The organism is Streptomyces griseus (genome assembly GCF_900460065.1).
GTDB classification, from domain to species: Bacteria; Actinomycetota; Actinomycetes; order Streptomycetales; family Streptomycetaceae; genus Streptomyces; species Streptomyces griseus.
Genome location: NZ_UAVD01000025.1, coordinates 75,770 through 90,872, shown reverse-complemented (window position 1 = coordinate 90,872; position 15,103 = coordinate 75,770). Strand labels below are relative to the sequence as shown.

Here is a 15,103-nt window from a genome sequence, read left to right as displayed (position 1 = left end):
CGCCTTTCGGTGCGGCTCAGCTCAGCCACGGGAGCATCGGGTCGACCCACCCGGAGGCGAGCAGGCCGGTGAGCAGGAGGACGGCGGAGGCGGCGAGCGCCTCCGGCCAGCGGCGGGGCAGCACGCCCGTCCGGGTCCGTGAGCGGTGGTCGGCGGGCGGCCCGGCGGCCTCGGCGGATGCCCGGCGGTCCGGCCGCAGTTCGGTCAGCAGGCCCCGGATCAGGGGCACGTTGATCTGGAGCTGGACCAGGAGGTAGAGGCCGAGGCCCCAGGCGGGCTCCCAACCGTTGCGGGCCACGACCACCGCGAGGCCTCCGGCGGCGGCTCCGTTGGACAGGACCAGCCAGACCAGCGAGACGCCCACCACCCGGCGGGCCATCGAGCCCGAACTCCCCCTGCCGCGTACCCCCGTGGGCACCCAGGCGGCGCTGCGGCCCCGCAGGGTGTGCCAGAAGGCGGTGGCGGCGGCCACGCTGGTGAGGACGTTGGCGCGGATCACCTCCACCCGCCACCGGGTCCGGCTGATCCGGGGCAGCAGCACGTGCCACAGCCACAGCGGGGCGAGCAGCGGCAGCACGTGCCAGGGGCGGACGTGGTCCGGGTACCAGAACATCATCACCAGCGGCGGCAGCGGGGCGGCGAAGGTGTTCACGGCCGTGGTCAGGTAGCCGACGACGCCCTCGTAGAAGCAGAGCCGCATCCGCCAGGGCGCGCCCATGCGCCCCAGGACGGGGGCGCCGAGGAGGTGCAGGTTGCCCATCGCCCACCGGTACTGCTGGTTGACGAACGAGGTGACGGTGTCGGGAGAGGTCCCCTTGGCGACCAGGACCGGGACGTACTGGGTGCGGAACCCCTTCTCGTGCAGGGCGAGTCCGGTGTACAGGTCCTCGCTGTGGTCGAGCCGGGCGAAGCCGCCCGCCAGGTCGATCGCGGAGCGCCGGTAGACGGCGTTGCTGCCGCAGCAGATCGCCGCGTCGCTGGCGTCCCGCGAGGGCTGGATCCAGCGGAAGAACCACTCCTGCGCGGCCCCGGCGGCGCGCTGGATCCAGTCCATGCCCGCGTCCGTGTCGAAGCACTGCGGGCTCTGCACGATGCCGACGGCGGGGTCCGCGAGATACGGGACCAGATGGCGCAGGAAGTCCGGCCGGGGTGCGAAGTCGGCGTCCAGGATCGCGATGTACTCGGCCGCGGAGAGGGTGAGCGCGTGGTTGAGGTTCCCCGCCTTCTTCAGGTGGCCCCGGTCGGGTCGGACGACGTACCGGTAGCCGTGCTCCGCCGCCAGCGCCGCCACCTCGGCCCGGTCGGCGTCGTCCAGCACCCAGACGGTGAGCGCGCCCGGCCAGTCGAGGGCGCCGACCGCCGCGTAGGCGTTGGCGAGCACGGGCAGCGGCTCGCCGCAGGTCGGCAGGTAGAGGTCCACCCCCGGCAGCGCGGTGGGCCGCCAGGCGCGGACGAGCACCTCGTGGGAGGCCCGGGTCAGCCGGCGCTGACGCAGGCTGTTCACGGAGGAGAGCAGCAGGGCCACCACGTTCAGCCCGAGGACCGCGAGGAAGGCCCACAGCGCGGGGGTCCGTAACGCGAAGGTGAACATCGTCGCCGCCGTGAAGACGAAGGCCAGCGAACTGCTCACCAGCACCCACCGGCGTTGCGGTCCGAAGTACCAGTACAGCTCGTTGTCGGACGGAGGTTGCGGAAGGTGATGCACGGTCATAAAGCCCCCCACGGCTGTCTATGTGCCCGTTTCAGGTGGCCCACCCTAATGTCAAAGGTATAGACCACTTGGCCGAGAGCGCCCCGACGGAGAGAATCGGACACCGGTTTGGCGCGACTCAATTGGTCCAGACCTCTTGGTGGTCCTATTCGAGCCCGACGGCCGCCCGAAGGAGGAAGAGGCAGGTCACGCGGGGGTGAACAGTCCCGGAAGACTTGCCGGACCGGACGCCGGCCCGGACGCACCGCCGACCACCGGACCGCCCGCCCGGGGTGGAGGCGCACCCTCCGCCGGACGGAACGCCCGGCACCCCCGCCCGCCGGACAGGACACCGGGCACGCCCCGCACACCGGACGGCACAATGGGTCCATGCCGATACCCAGCCGCGCCGCCCTCGTCGACCACCTCGTCCGTACGCGTATCGCGGGGGACGTGGCCACGCCACGCGACAACAACCTCTCCCACTACCGCAAGCTCGCCAACGGCGACCGCCACTACTGGCTGGGCCTGGAGCTGGGTGACCGCTGGACCGACGAGCAGGACGTGCTCGCCGTGATGGCCGAGCGCTGCGGCGTCAACGACGACCCCGCGCACCGGCAGGGCCAGGACACCATCGACCCGGAGCTGACGGTCGACGCCCTGGAGCGGATGGCGGCCCGGCTGCGCAAGGCCGCCGACGGCCGCGAGCGGGTCCTGTTCGCCACCGGGCACCCCGGCGGCCTGCTGGACGTGCACCGGCAGACGGCGGACGCGCTGCGCCGCGCGGGCTGCGAGATCGTCCGCATCCCGTCCGGGCTGATCGCGGACGAGGGCATGGTCTTCCAGTTCGCCGACGTGGCGATGCTGGAACGCGGCGCGACCCTGTGGCACACCCACTCCCCGGCCCCGATGGCCGCCATCCTGGACGCCATGGCCCACCAGGGCCGCCCGCTGCCCGACCTGGTCGTCGCCGACCACGGCTGGGCGGGCTGCGCGGGACAGCGGGGGCTGGACGCGATCGGCTACGCGGACTGCAACGACCCGGCCCTGTTCCTCGCCGAGGCGGAGGGCACCCTCCAGGTCACCGTCCCGCTGGACGACCACGTCACCGACCCGCGCTTCTACGACCCGATGACGGACTACCTGCTGCACGCGGCGGGGCTGCTGGAGGCGGAGCCGGTCGAGCCCGCGGAGCCAGCGCAGCCGGTGGGGGAGCCCGCAGCGTAGGGCCGTCGGCGGCACGCCCACAGGGCCTTCCCTCTCCGGGTCCGGGGCGCGCGGAGCGCCGGAGGCGGGCGGTCAGGGGCCGGGGCGCCGCAGACGCTGCGCGCGCCCCGGCGTGGGGTCCAGATAGACCCGCTGGATCGAGGGGAACCGCTCGCGCAACTGGGCCTCCGCCTCCTCGCAGGCCCATTCGACCTCCGCCGCGGTGGCCATGTCCCGGAAGTCGATCTTCGCGGCGATCAGGATCTCGGTCGGTCCCTGGATGAGCGTGGTCAGCTCCAGCACGTCCACGATGTGCGGCACCGACAGCAGCTCCTCGCGCACCCCCGCCCGCATCGCCGGGGGCAGCGGACGCCCGATGAGCAGTTGCGCGTTGGTGCGGCCGAGCACCCAGGCCACGTACACGAGCAGCAGCCCGATCAGGCAGGACGCGATCCCGTCCCAGACGCCCGAGCCCGAGAGCTGCCCGCCGAGCAGTCCGCCCGCCGCCAGCAGCAGCCCGATCAGGGCCGCCGAGTCCTCCATCACGACGGCCTTCACCGCCGTGTCCGGGGTGTGGCGCAGGTAGTACGTGTCCGGCACCCGCAGCCGCGCCGCCTCGCGCCGCACCTGCTTGACCCCGGTGCGCAGGGAGTAGCCCTCCAGGAGGAAGGCGACGCCGAGGACGAGGTAGGAGACGAGCGGGTCGCCCAACTCCTCGCCCGCGACCAGGGTGTGGACTCCGTCGTAGATCGAGAAGACGGCCCCGCCGACGAACGTGGCGATGGAGGCGAGCATCGCCCAGATGTAGCGTTCGGGGCCGTGGCCCAGCGGGTGGTCCTCGTCGGCCGGCTTCCCGCTCCGCTTGAGCGCGGCGAGGAGCATCACCTCGGTGACGGTGTCGGCGACCGAGTGGGCCGCCTCGGACAGCATCGCGCTGGAGCCGCTGATCAGCCCGGCGACGGCCTTCGCCACGGCGATGCCGAGGTTGGCGCCGGCCGCCACGATCACGGTGAACGTGGACTCCCCGCCCTCGGCCCCACTGCCCGCTTCCGCGTCACCCATGGTGGGGAGTATGTCCGAAATGGCGCTTCAGGTGGTGCTCATCCCCGAGGACGCGTCGCCCCCCCCGGGGACGGGTCATGCCCTCGGGACGCGGACGACGCCTTCCTGGATGACGGTGATCGCGAGACGCCCGTCGGCGGTGTGGATACGGGCCTGGCCCAGGCCGCGCCCGCCGGAGGCCGACGGGGACTCCTGGTCGTACAGCAGCCATTCGTCCGCCCGGAACGGCCGGTGGAACCACATCGCGTGGTCCAGGCTGGCGCCGACCACGTCCCCGACCGCCCAGCCGCCCCGCCCGTGGGCGAGGAGCACCGAGTCGAGCAGGGTCATGTCGGAGACGTAGGTCGCCAGGCAGACGTGGAGCAGCGGATCGTCCGCGAGCTTGCCGTTCGTCCGGAACCAGACCTGGGACCGGGGTTCGCGCGCCTCGCCGACCGTGCCGAACGGCGGCGCGTCCACGTACCGCAGGTCCACCGCGGCCCGCGCCTCGATCAGCCGGTCCACGACGCCCGGATCGCTGAAGCGGTCCGCGTAGCGGGGCAGCATCTCGGCCGCCGTCGGCAGGGTCTCCGGGTCCGGGGCGGCGGGCATCGGCGCCTGGTGCTCCATGCCCTCCTCGTACGTCTGGAAGGACGCCGAGAGGTGGAAGATCGGCTGCCCGTGCTGGACGGCGACGACGCGGCGGGTGGTGAAGGACCGCCCGTCGCGGATGCGGTCGACGGTGTAGACGATGGGCGCGCCCGGGTCGCCCGCCCGCAGGAAGTACGCGTGCAGGGAGTGGGCGGACCGGTCGTCGGGGACGGTGCGGCCCGCGGCGACGAGCGCCTGGGCCGCGACCTGGCCGCCGAACACCCGGGGCACGAGCGAACTGCGGCTCACGCCCCGGAAGATGTCCCGCTCGATCCGCTCCAGGTCGAGCAGGTGGAGCAGATCGAGCAGGGGGTCGGGACTCTCGTTCATCGAGGGAACGTAACCCCTCTACAGGCCCATGGACTTGGCGATGATCGACTTCATGACCTCGCTGGTGCCGCCGTAGATGCGGTTGACCCGGTTGTCCGCGTACAGGCGGGCGATCGGGTACTCGTTCATGAAGCCGTAGCCGCCGTGCAGCTGGAGGCAGCGGTCGATGACGCGGTGCGCGACCTCGGTGCAGAACAGCTTCGCGGAAGCGGCCTCGGCCGCCGTCAGCTCACCGGCGTCCAGGGCCTCCAGCGCGCGGTCGGCGACGGCCTGGGCCGCGTCCACCTCGGCCTGGCAAGCGGCCAGCTCGAACTTGGTGTTCTGGAACGAGGCGACGGTCTTGCCGAAGACCGTGCGGTCCTGGACGTACTCCTTGGCGAACCGGACGGCCGCGGCGGCCTGGGCGTACGCGCCGAAGGCGATGCCCCAGCGCTCGGACGCCAGGTTGGTGCCGAGGTAGCCGAAGCCCTTGTTCTCCTCGCCCATGAGGTCCTCGACCGGGACCTTGACGTCGACGAACGCCAGCTCGGCCGTGTCGGAGACCTTCAGGCCCAGCTTGTCGAGCTTGCGGCCGACCGAGTAGCCCTCGGACTTCGTGTCGACGGCGAAGAGGGAGATGCCGAAGCGGCGGTCGTCCTCGCGCGGGGCGGCGGTACGGGCGCAGACGATGACGCGGTCGGCGTGGACGCCGCCGGTGATGAAGGTCTTCGCACCGTTGAGGACGTAGTGCGTGCCGTCCTCGGAGAGCTTGGCGGTGGTCTTCATGCCCGCGACGTCGGAGCCGGTGCCGGGCTCGGTCATCGCGAGGGCCCACATCTCCTCACCGGTCGCGAACTTCGGCAGCCAGCGCTTCTTCTGCTCGCCGGTGGCCAGCATCTTGATGTACGGGAGGCCGAGCAGCGTGTGGACGCCGGAGCCGCCGAAGGAGACGCCCGCACGGGCGGTCTCCTCGTAGATGACGGCCTCGTACTTGTGCGAGTCGATGCCCGCGCCGCCGTACTCCTCGTCGACCTCGATGCCAAAGACGCCCAGCTCGCCCAGCTTGAGGTAGAAGTCGCGCGGCGCCTGCCCCGCGGCGAACCACTCGTCGTAGACCGGCACGACCTCGGCCGCGATGAAGGCGCGGATGGTCTCCCGGAACGCCTCGTGGTCCTCGTTGAATACCGTACGGCGCACGGGATGCCTCCTAGGTCGGCAGTCGGTTCGCGGAACTCGCGGTATGCGACACCCGCGATATGCGGCTAAGCGCTTGCTCAGACTCCCTTCGAAGTTACCCGCCGGTTGTGGTCGCTGTCCAGGGTGATGCTCGGCACGCGGACGCCCGGTGCGCACCGCACCCCCGCCACCCGCGCGCGGGCCGGTTGTCAGTGGCGTGGGGGAGTATCGGAACGACGGCGACGGAACGCACGGAACGCATGGGGGAGACCACCGTGACCATCACCAACGAGCGGCTCGCGCAGTACGCCTTCCTGGCCCTGCTGTACGAGGACGACTACTTCCCCGACCACGTCCTGGACAAGGGCACGGCGATCCTGCGCGCCCTGTGCGAGCGGATCGAGGCCGAGAGGCCCGCGGACCTCGCCGCCCTGTACGCGCTGACCGCCGCGCCGACCCGGGCCTTCAACGACCTGGAGGCGGAGTTCGAGGCGGCGGGCAGCGAGATCGAGACGGTCGCCCGCGAGGAGATAGGCGAGGCCTTCTGGATCATCGCGACGGCGTACGGGTTCGCGGACGCGGACCCGGAGGAGCTGATCGCCGAGCGCGAGTGGTGACCGGTCGCCGAGCGCGCGGGGTGGCCGGGTGCCGCCCCGGCGGGACGCGCCGGGCGCCGGCGGCCGTGGGAGGGTGAAGGAGTGAGGCTGGAGGACCTGGCCCGGCTGCGCCGGGCCCGCGACCGCATGGACCGCGAGTACGCCGAACCCCTCGACGTGCCCTCGCTGGCCCGCGCCGCGCTGATGTCGCCCGGCCACTTCTCCCGCACCTTCCGGGCGGCCTTCGGCGAGACCCCGTACAGCTACCTCATGACCCGCCGCATCGAGCGGGCCAAGGCGCTGCTGCGCCGGGGCGACCTGTCGGTCACGGACGTCTGCTTCGCCGTCGGCTGTACGTCACTGGGCTCGTTCAGCTCACGCTTCACCGAGCTGGTCGGCGAGAGCCCGAGCGCCTACCGGGCCCGCCCCCACGACGCGGGCGAGACCATCCCGGCGTGCGTCGCCAAGATGCTCACCCGACCGGTCAGGAATGGAGAAGCGGATCGCAAGCCCCGCCCGTAGCGTGAAACGCATGGACATCAAGCTCTCGCAGTGCTTCATCGCCGTCGACGACCACGACAAGGCGCTCGCCTTCTACCGCGACGCCCTGGGAATGGAGGTGCGCAACGACGTCGGATTCGAAGGCATGCGCTGGGTGACCGTCGGGTCTCCCGCACAGCCCGACGTGGAGATCGTCCTCGAACCCCCGCTCGCTGACCCGAACGCCCCGGAAGCCGACCGCCGGACCATGGCCGAGCTGCTCGCCAAGGGGATGCTGCGCGGCGTGATCCTCTCCTCCGAGGACGTCGACGAGGCCTTCGAGAAGGTCCGCGCGGCGGGCGGAGAGGTCCTCCAGGAGCCGATCGACCAGCCGTACGGCGTCCGCGACTGCGCCTTCCGCGACCCCGCGGGCAACATGCTCCGCATCACCCAGGCCAAGAAGTAGCACCAGCCCGCCGCCCCACCGGGGCCGGGGCCGAAACCGGCCCCGGCCCCCACGCACGACCAGTAGGCTCCGCGCACCGGCGGGCGCCCGCACCAGTCCCACGAGCCGTACCAGCAGGGCCCCGCACCAGCAGGCTCCGCGCACCAGTAATGGAGAGACGACGAGCATGGCTCCGCGAACGAAGACCCAGCAGCCGCACGCTGCCGACAGCCACGACCTGATCCGTGTGCACGGTGCGCGGGAGAACAACCTGAAGGACGTCAGCATCGAGCTCCCGAAGCGGCGGCTGACGGTGTTCACCGGAGTCTCCGGTTCGGGCAAGAGCTCGCTGGTCTTCGCCACCATCGCCGCGGAGTCCCAGCGGCTGATCAACGAGACCTACCCCGCCTTCGTCCAGGGCTTCATGCCCACGCAGGCCCGGCCCGACGTCGACGTCCTCGACGGCCTGACGACGGCGATCATCGTCGACCAGCAGCGGATGGGCAGCGACCCCCGCTCCACGGTCGGCACCGCCACCGACGCCAACGCCATGCTCCGCATCCTCTTCAGCCGCCTCGGCGAGCCGCACATCGGCCCGCCCGGCGCGTTCGCCTTCAACGTCCCCTCGGTGACCGCGAGCGGCGCGATCACCGTCGAGCGCGGCAACAAGAAGACGGAGAAGGCGACCTTCAGCCGCACCGGCGGCATGTGCCCGCGCTGCGAGGGCCGCGGCTCGGTCTCCGACATCGACCTCACCCAGCTCTACGACGACTCCAAGTCGATCGCCGAGGGCGCGTTCACCATCCCCGGCTGGAAGTCGGACAGCTGGTGGACCGTACGGATCTACGCGGACTCCGGCTTCCTCGACCCGAACAAGCCGATCGCCAAGTTCACCAAGAAGGAGATGCAGGACTTCCTCTACCGGGAGCCGACCAAGGTGAAGGTCGAGGGCTCCACCCTCACCTTCGAGGGGCTGATCCCCAAGATCCAGAAGTCGTTCCTGTCCAAGGACCGCGAGTCGATGCAGCCCCACATCCGGGAGTTCGTCGACCGGGCGGTCACCTTCGCCACCTGCCCCGAGTGCGAGGGGACCCGGCTCACCGAGGGCGCCCGCTCCTCGAAGATCAACAAGATCTCCATCGCCGACGCCTGCGCGATGGAGATCCGCGACCTCGCCGCATGGGTCCGCGGCGTGGACGAGCCCTCGGTCGCCCCGCTCCTCGAAGCGCTCCAGCAGACCCTGGACTCGTTCGTGGAGATCGGCCTCGGCTACCTCGCCCTGGACCGCCCCTCCGGCACCCTCTCCGGCGGCGAGGCGCAGCGGGTCAAGATGATCCGCCACCTCGGCTCCTCCCTCACCGACGTCACGTACGTCTTCGACGAGCCGACCATCGGCCTGCACCCCCACGACATCCGGCGCATGAACGACCTCCTGCTGCGCCTGCGCGACAAGGGCAACACCGTCCTGGTCGTCGAGCACAAGCCCGAGGCCATCGCCATCGCCGACCACGTCGTCGACCTCGGCCCCGGGGCCGGCACGGCGGGCGGCACCGTCTGCTTCGAAGGCACCCTGGAAGGCCTCCGCGCCTCCGACACCGTCACCGGCCGCCACCTCGACGACCGGGCCGCCCTCAAGGACGAGGTGCGCGAGCGCACCGGCGCGCTGGAGATCCGGGGCGCGACCTCGCACAACCTCCGCGACGTCGACGTCGACATCCCGCTCGGCGTCCTCACCGTCATCACCGGCGTCGCCGGCTCCGGAAAGAGCTCGCTCGTCCACGGCTCGATCCCGGCGGGCGAGAACGTCATCTCGGTCGACCAGAGCCCGATCAAGGGGTCCCGCCGCAGCAACCCGGCGACGTACACGGGCCTCCTGGAGCCGATCCGCAAGGCCTTCGCCAAGGCCAACGGGGTGAAGCCCGCCCTGTTCAGCGCCAACTCCGAGGGCGCCTGCCCCACGTGCAACGGCGCGGGCGTCATCTTCACCGACCTCGGCATGATGGCGAGCGTCTCCAGCCCCTGCGAGGACTGCGAGGGCAAGCGGTTCCAGGCCTCGGTCCTCGACTACCACCTCGGCGGCCGCGACATCAGCGAGGTCCTCGCCATGTCGGTCGCCCAGGCCGAGGAGTTCTTCTCCTCCGGCGATGCGGCCCTGCCGGCCGCGCACAAGATCCTCGACCGCCTCGTGGACGTCGGCCTCGGCTACCTCAGCCTCGGCCAGCCGCTCACCACCCTGTCCGGCGGGGAACGCCAACGCCTGAAGCTGGCCACGCACATGGCCGACAAGGGCGGCGTCTACGTCCTCGACGAGCCGACCACCGGCCTGCACCTCGCGGACGTGGAACAGCTCCTCGGCCTCCTGGACCGCCTGGTCGACTCCGGAAAGTCGGTGATCGTCATCGAGCACCACCAGGCGGTCATGGCCCACGCCGACTGGATCATCGACCTCGGCCCCGGCGCCGGCCACGACGGCGGCAGGATCGTCTTCGAGGGCACCCCGGCGGACCTGGTCGCCGACCGCTCCACCCTCACGGGCCAGCACCTCGCGGAGTACGTGGGCGCGTGAGGCCAGGGGCCCCCTCCGCCCGGCCTCCGGGTCAGGCGGAGAGGGCTCCGCGCTTGACCGCGTCCACGAAGGAGGCCCACCCGGCGGCGGGGATGAGCAGGGACGGCCCGCCGGGGACCTTGGAGTCGCGGACGGGGACGGAGGTGGGGTGGTGGTCCTGCACTTCGAGGCAGCTGCCCGACTCGCTACCGCTGTGGGAGGACTTGCGCCAGCGGGTGAGAGAGGAGTCGGTCAGGGTAGCCATGTTCTCTGTAGCCCTTCGCTGTCGCCTTCACCACTGCCAAGGACTCTTCTCGTGACAGGGAGTCGCTCAGTGCAAGAGCGTAACGGCTCTGAAGTGCCTCGACCACGGCCGGCGATTCGTGCAACTTCCCTGCTCGCACTCCTTCGCTGTAGGCGACTGGCGGCTGGTCGTCGAACCACATCAACGTCAGCATGCCTTCCAGCAATGAGTGGAATCCGAGCGACATCGGGAGCACGTGGGTGCGGACGAGCTTCGCCTCGGTGAGCGCAATGATGTGGTCCAACTGGTCCGCCATGACCTTCGGTCCACCGATCGGACGCCGAAGCGATGATTCGTCCAAGATCGCCCAGACCACAGGTGCCCTGGCGCCCTGGAAGATCTCTGCGCGCTTCAGCCGTGCGACGACGGCCTTGTCACATTCCGTCGGACTCGGCGGTGGGAATGCCATCCCGAGAACAGTGCGTGCGTACGCCTCGGTCTGGAGGATGCCCGGGAGAAAGGACAGGGCGAACTCGCGGATCATCGTCGCCTGCTGTTCGAGATGCCGCGCCGCGCTGAAGTAGTCCGCGAGGACTCCGTCGTCCTCCGCTCCCGGCCGGAAACTCGTGAGCACGTTCCCCGTGCCCAGCGCCCTGTCCAGTCGCTGCGCATCCTCCCCGCTCGGCATGCGACGCCCGGCCTCGATGTGTGCGATATGGGACCGGGTCATGAACGCCAGGTCCGCCAGCTCCTGCTGGGTCAGTCCGGCCGCTTCGCGCTGCGCCTTCAACCATTCGCCATAGGTATTGCTCACAGCCGACTCCCGTGTGACGAGCGTGGTGTCACTCCAGACCCCTGGCGAGCCTAGCCGCGCCGATCGCACGCTGTGAGTGGATCGCTACGCAGCGAAGGACCCACCCTCACCTCACGGAGTTGACGCCCCCATGGACGCCCCCATCAACGAACAGCCCCCGAACGCCGCCCGCCTGCTTCCGTGGGCCGGTACGGAAGGCAGGCCCTGCTACGTCATCGGCGACGGCCACGGCAAGGTCTCGCGCGAGGCAGACAAGGTCGAGGCCCTGCAGCTCGGCATGGCGTACGAACTCCTCGACCACGCCGACGACATGGTCGCGGACGACACCTCCACCACCGTCCAGCTCCGCCACGTCGCCGCCGCCCTGACCTACTCCCTGCGGGACGTCCACCGGGTCGCGAGGAGCCGTGGTCTGCGGCTCGGGATTCCCGATGACTTCGAGCCCGGACACCCGTCGGGTCCGGGGCTGGTCCGGCTGCGGCCGTGAGGGGGCACGGGTGACGATGGGGCCATGACCCGCGTCCTGTCGACACCGCCCGCCATGGCCCCCGGCTGCCTCGCCCGCGCCCCGCAACCCGTACTCCCGGCCCCGGGCGGCGGTGGTCTGGTGCTGCGCCCCTGGGAACGGGCCGACGCGGCGGCGTTCCTCTCCGCGTACCAGGACGAGGAGACCCGTCGCTGGCACACGCACCGGCCGTCGACCGAGGCCGAGGTCCGGGAGTGGTTCGAGGGGTACCGGCAGGACTGGGAGCGGGAGAAGGGCTGCCACTGGGCCGTCGCCCGCGACGGGGGCGAGGTGCTCGGCCGGATGGCGTTGCGCGGAGTGGACTTCGCCGACGGCGTGGCCAACGCCGCGTACTGGGTGCTCCCGGCCGCACGCGGCGCGGGGGTCGCCTCCCGGGCGCTCGCGGTGCTCAGCGCGTGGGCCCTGGAGGACATCGGCTTCCACCGCCTGGAGCTGGACCACTCGACGCGCAACCACGCCTCGTGCAGGGTCGCCGCGAAGGCCGGCTACCGGCTGGAGGGCACCAGGCGCAACGCGGCCGTGCACGACGACGGGCGTCACGATATGCATCTGCACGCCCGGGTCAGGGGCGACTGATCCTGTCGTGCAGCCAGGAGTTGACACCGTCGAGCGCCGTCGCGGCCAAGGCCGTGGGGTGGCCGGTGAAGCCGTGGGGAGACGCGGGATAGACGCGCAGTTCCACATCGTTCCCGGCCGCCGACAACCGGCCCGCCAGCGTCAGGTTGTCCTCCAGCAGCACGTCCTCGCTGCCCACGACCAGCAGCGCCGGAGGAAGACCGCTCAGGTCGGCGTAGAGGGGTGAGATGTCGGGAAGGGTGCGGTCGGCCACGTGGCCCGCGTACGCCTGGAGGAAGTACTCGTCGGCGATGAGACGGCCGGCCGGCGTCCGCGCGCTCAGGTCCCACGTGCCGAAGCGGAGCGCGGCCCCGGCGAACCGGTCGACGACGCCCCGGTCCCGCAGCCGGAGCAGGGTCGCCAGGGCGAGGGTGGCCCCGGCCGAGCTCCCGCCGATCACGAGCCGGGCGGTCCCGAAACGGGCCTCGGCCTCGTCGACGAGCCACCGGGCCGCCGCTTCGCAGTCGTCCGGAGCGGCGGGCCACGGGTGCTCGGGCGCGAGCCGGTAGTCGACCCCGACGACGGCGATCCGGAGCGCGTCCGCGAGTTCGCGGTGGCGCTCGTCGCCCTGCGCTGCCGAGCCCATGTAGAAGCCGCCGCCGTGGATGCCCAGGTAGACGGCCCGGGGCGGGCCGCTGGAAGGGAGGAAGATCCTGACCGGGACGCGTGCCCCGGCGGCCTCGACCGTCTCTTCGAGGGCCGGGGGAACGGCGGCACGGGGCTCGGGCTTCCGCGCGCGGGCCTCCTTCAGCTCCTCGAACGAGCCGGGCCCGCGGCCCGCCACCCTCGACCGGTAGAAGGCGCGGGCCTCGGCCACCTGCTCGTCCGGCACATCGGCCAGCAGTGCTTCCAGCGCGAATCGCACGTGTCGCTCCTCATCCGTCGTCCCCGCCCCGGCCTCGGTGCGCAGGCCGCCAGGTGTATTGATCACGAGCGTTGACAACGCTCGTGATCAATACACCTAGCCCTCAGGGTAGAAGAGGAACAGTGTGCAGCCCGTGCTGGTGGAGGGCACGTGCCACGACCCGGCGGGAGCGTGCAGGAAGGTGCCGGGAGCGTAGTCGCGTGCTCCGTCGTTGAAGGTTCCGGCGACCACGAAGACCTCCTCCGGGCCGGGTTCGTGGACATCGCGGTGCGGCCAGGTGGAGCCCGCCTCCATCTCCAGCACGTTGGCGTGTGCTCCGGTCGGTCCCTGCCACAGGGGACGGAGCCGGATCCCGGGAAACAGCTCACGGACCGGGGAGGCGTCGACGGAGACGGAGGTGTAGCCCTCCTGGGCGAGGATCTCGGGGCGCATGGCAAGGCGTGGGTGCATGCCCGCAACAGTGCCGTGCGCGGATCGCGACGAGACAGAGCCCGCGAGGACAGCCTGGGGTACTTTCGTGCCATGCATCGCGTGGTGGCTCTGGTGCGACCGGTGCAGTCGACGTTCGAACTCGGCTGCGCCATCGAGGCGTTCGGTACGGAGCGACCGGAGATGCCGCAGCACTACACGTTCGGGGTGTGCACGGAGACGCCCGGCCCGGTGCCGACCACGGGCGGGTACGCGATGACCGTCTCGCAGGACCTGTCGGCGCTCGACACCGCGGACAGCGTGATCATCCCCGGTTGGCTGCCGGTGGAGGAGCCGCTGTCCGACCCCGTACGCCGGGCGCTGTTGCGTGCGCATGCGCGTGGGGCTCGGCTGGTCACGATCTGCTCCGGGGTGTTCGCGTTGGCCCGCACCGGACTGCTGGACGGCCGCTCGGCCACCACGCACTGGGCGCGGGCCGAGCAGTTGCGACGTGAGTTCCCCCACGTGCGCGTGGAGCCGGACAGACTCTTCGTGGACCACGGTGACGTCGCCACCAGCGCCGGCGCGGGAGCGGGGTTCGACCTGTGTCTGCATCTGGTCCGGAACGACCACGGGGCCGCGTACGCGGCCCTCCTCGCGCGGCACATGGTGCTGCCGCCCCATCGCGAGGTCGGCCAGGCGCGGCACGCGCCGCCCCCAGCACCCGGGGACGCCCTCGACGGACTGCTCCCGTGGGTCGACGAACGCCTCGGGGCGGCCCTGTCGGTGGACGACCTCGCCGCCCACCTCGGTGTCTCACCCCGCACCCTGGCCCGGCGTTCCGCCCAGTGGTTCGGCATGAGTCCGGGGGCGTGGCTGCTTTCCCGGAGAGTGGCCGCGGCGCGGACTCTGCTGGAGGAGACGGATCTGCCGGTCGAGGCGATCGCGATGCGTGTGGGCTTCGGCTCCTCGGTCAACCTGCGCCGTCGCTTCCGCGACCGGACCGGGACGACGCCGGGCGCCTACCGGCGAGAGTTCAGGGTGCCGTGATCCGCCGTCCAGGCGCTGGTCCCGGGGCCGGACGGCAGGCGGCGGACGGAGCGGCACCTGGACGTCACGTGTCCACCCGCTCCTCCAGGACGACGGTCACACGGTCCCCCTCCTCCTTGCCGATCGCCTTGCGCACGTCCGCCTTCACCGGCAGCTTGTGCGTGCCGTCGCCCAGGGCCATGAACGAACTGCGGAAGGGATGGCCGTCGATGGTGCCCCGGACCTTCACCAGACCGCGGGTGCCGAAGAACGCGGCCGACTCGGGCCACACGACATAGGTCCAGCCGCCCTTCTCCGGACTCTTCCGCAGGGTCGCGGTGAACCGCTTGTCCAACGTGCCGTTCGTCTTGTGGTCCATCGTGGATACCGCCTGTTCAGGAGCTCGCGATGCGAGGGCTTCCGCCGCTGCCGTTCACCAGTAGGACCGGGACGGGCGGGGAAA

Annotated in this window: 17 protein-coding genes; 8 read left to right on the top strand and 9 right to left on the bottom strand. The window is 71.4% G+C overall.

Annotated features, from left to right (window positions below):
* Positions 1-16: 16 nt before the first annotated feature.
* Positions 17-1,711, bottom strand: coding sequence for a glycosyltransferase family 2 protein (locus tag DTB53_RS12640; protein ID WP_012380847.1), 1,695 nt, complete (start codon positions 1,709-1,711; stop codon positions 17-19).
* A gap of 369 nt (positions 1,712-2,080) precedes the next feature.
* On the opposite strand from DTB53_RS12640, the gene DTB53_RS12635 reads away from it, so the two are divergent.
* Positions 2,081-2,917: a phosphatase gene (locus DTB53_RS12635; RefSeq protein ID WP_012380848.1), complete on the top strand. Its 837-nt coding sequence runs from the start codon at positions 2,081-2,083 to the stop codon at positions 2,915-2,917.
* 72 nt (positions 2,918-2,989) lie between these two features.
* Here the strand turns inward: DTB53_RS12635 and DTB53_RS12630 are convergent, their stop codons facing one another.
* From DTB53_RS12630 to DTB53_RS12620, 3 genes are all read right to left on the bottom strand, one after another.
* Positions 2,990-3,958, bottom strand: a complete 969-nt coding sequence (locus DTB53_RS12630; protein ID WP_012380849.1) for a cation diffusion facilitator family transporter — start codon at positions 3,956-3,958, stop codon at positions 2,990-2,992.
* A gap of 75 nt (positions 3,959-4,033) precedes the next feature.
* Complete coding sequence (locus DTB53_RS12625) at positions 4,034-4,918, bottom strand: acyl-CoA thioesterase (RefSeq protein WP_003969013.1); 885 nt, start codon at positions 4,916-4,918, stop codon at positions 4,034-4,036.
* Between the two features lie 18 nt (positions 4,919-4,936).
* Positions 4,937-6,094, bottom strand: a complete 1,158-nt coding sequence (locus DTB53_RS12620; RefSeq protein WP_003969014.1) for an acyl-CoA dehydrogenase family protein — start codon at positions 6,092-6,094, stop codon at positions 4,937-4,939.
* Between the two features lie 254 nt (positions 6,095-6,348).
* Between DTB53_RS12620 and DTB53_RS12615 the strand changes: the two genes are divergently transcribed.
* The 4 genes from DTB53_RS12615 to DTB53_RS12600 all read left to right on the top strand — a co-directional run bounded on the left by DTB53_RS12615 (position 6,349) and on the right by DTB53_RS12600 (position 10,160).
* Entirely contained in the window at positions 6,349-6,690 is a 342-nt protein-coding gene (locus DTB53_RS12615; RefSeq protein ID WP_003969015.1) for a DUF5713 family protein, read from the top strand.
* An 81-nt stretch (positions 6,691-6,771) separates the two neighbouring features.
* Positions 6,772-7,191 carry a helix-turn-helix transcriptional regulator gene (locus DTB53_RS12610; protein ID WP_003969016.1) on the top strand — a complete coding sequence of 140 codons (420 nt, stop codon included), beginning with the start codon at positions 6,772-6,774 and terminating at the stop codon, positions 7,189-7,191.
* A 10-nt stretch (positions 7,192-7,201) separates the two neighbouring features.
* Positions 7,202-7,615: a VOC family protein gene (locus DTB53_RS12605; protein WP_012380851.1), complete on the top strand. Its 414-nt coding sequence runs from the start codon at positions 7,202-7,204 to the stop codon at positions 7,613-7,615.
* Between the two features lie 166 nt (positions 7,616-7,781).
* On the top strand, positions 7,782-10,160 hold the full coding sequence (locus DTB53_RS12600) for an ATP-binding cassette domain-containing protein (protein WP_003969018.1): 2,379 nt from the start codon (positions 7,782-7,784) through the stop codon (positions 10,158-10,160).
* Between the two features lie 31 nt (positions 10,161-10,191).
* Here the strand turns inward: DTB53_RS12600 and DTB53_RS12595 are convergent, their stop codons facing one another.
* Positions 10,192-10,404 carry a DUF397 domain-containing protein gene (locus tag DTB53_RS12595; RefSeq protein ID WP_012380852.1) on the bottom strand — a complete coding sequence of 71 codons (213 nt, stop codon included), beginning with the start codon at positions 10,402-10,404 and terminating at the stop codon, positions 10,192-10,194.
* Positions 10,346-11,197 (bottom strand): helix-turn-helix domain-containing protein, encoded by an 852-nt coding sequence (locus DTB53_RS12590; protein ID WP_012380853.1) that lies wholly within the window; start codon positions 11,195-11,197, stop codon positions 10,346-10,348. The genes DTB53_RS12595 and DTB53_RS12590 overlap by 59 nt, the downstream gene beginning before the upstream one ends.
* Positions 11,198-11,327: 130 nt before the next feature.
* Here DTB53_RS12590 and DTB53_RS12585 point away from each other — a divergent pair, with 130 nt between their 5' ends.
* Complete coding sequence (locus tag DTB53_RS12585) at positions 11,328-11,684, top strand: hypothetical protein (protein ID WP_012380854.1); 357 nt, start codon at positions 11,328-11,330, stop codon at positions 11,682-11,684.
* A gap of 24 nt (positions 11,685-11,708) precedes the next feature.
* Positions 11,709-12,299, top strand: coding sequence for a GNAT family N-acetyltransferase (locus tag DTB53_RS12580; protein ID WP_012380855.1), 591 nt, complete (start codon positions 11,709-11,711; stop codon positions 12,297-12,299).
* On the opposite strand, the gene DTB53_RS12575 is transcribed toward DTB53_RS12580, so the two are convergent.
* Both DTB53_RS12575 and DTB53_RS12570 read right to left on the bottom strand, forming a co-directional pair.
* The gene (locus DTB53_RS12575; protein WP_042497134.1) at positions 12,286-13,203 is read right to left on the bottom strand and encodes an alpha/beta hydrolase; all 918 of its coding nucleotides are present in this window, start codon (positions 13,201-13,203) and stop codon (positions 12,286-12,288) included. The genes DTB53_RS12580 and DTB53_RS12575 overlap by 14 nt on opposite strands.
* Positions 13,204-13,299: 96 nt before the next feature.
* Positions 13,300-13,635, bottom strand: a complete 336-nt coding sequence (locus DTB53_RS12570) for a cupin domain-containing protein (RefSeq protein WP_003969024.1) — start codon at positions 13,633-13,635, stop codon at positions 13,300-13,302.
* Positions 13,636-13,725: 90 nt separating this feature from the next.
* Between DTB53_RS12570 and DTB53_RS12565 the strand changes: the two genes are divergently transcribed.
* Positions 13,726-14,661 (top strand): GlxA family transcriptional regulator, encoded by a 936-nt coding sequence (locus DTB53_RS12565; RefSeq protein WP_012380858.1) that lies wholly within the window; start codon positions 13,726-13,728, stop codon positions 14,659-14,661.
* A 64-nt stretch (positions 14,662-14,725) separates the two neighbouring features.
* Here DTB53_RS12565 and DTB53_RS12560 read toward each other — a convergent pair whose 3' ends face one another.
* Complete coding sequence (locus DTB53_RS12560) at positions 14,726-15,019, bottom strand: DUF1905 domain-containing protein (protein WP_012380859.1); 294 nt, start codon at positions 15,017-15,019, stop codon at positions 14,726-14,728.
* Positions 15,020-15,103: the final 84 nt, after the last annotated feature.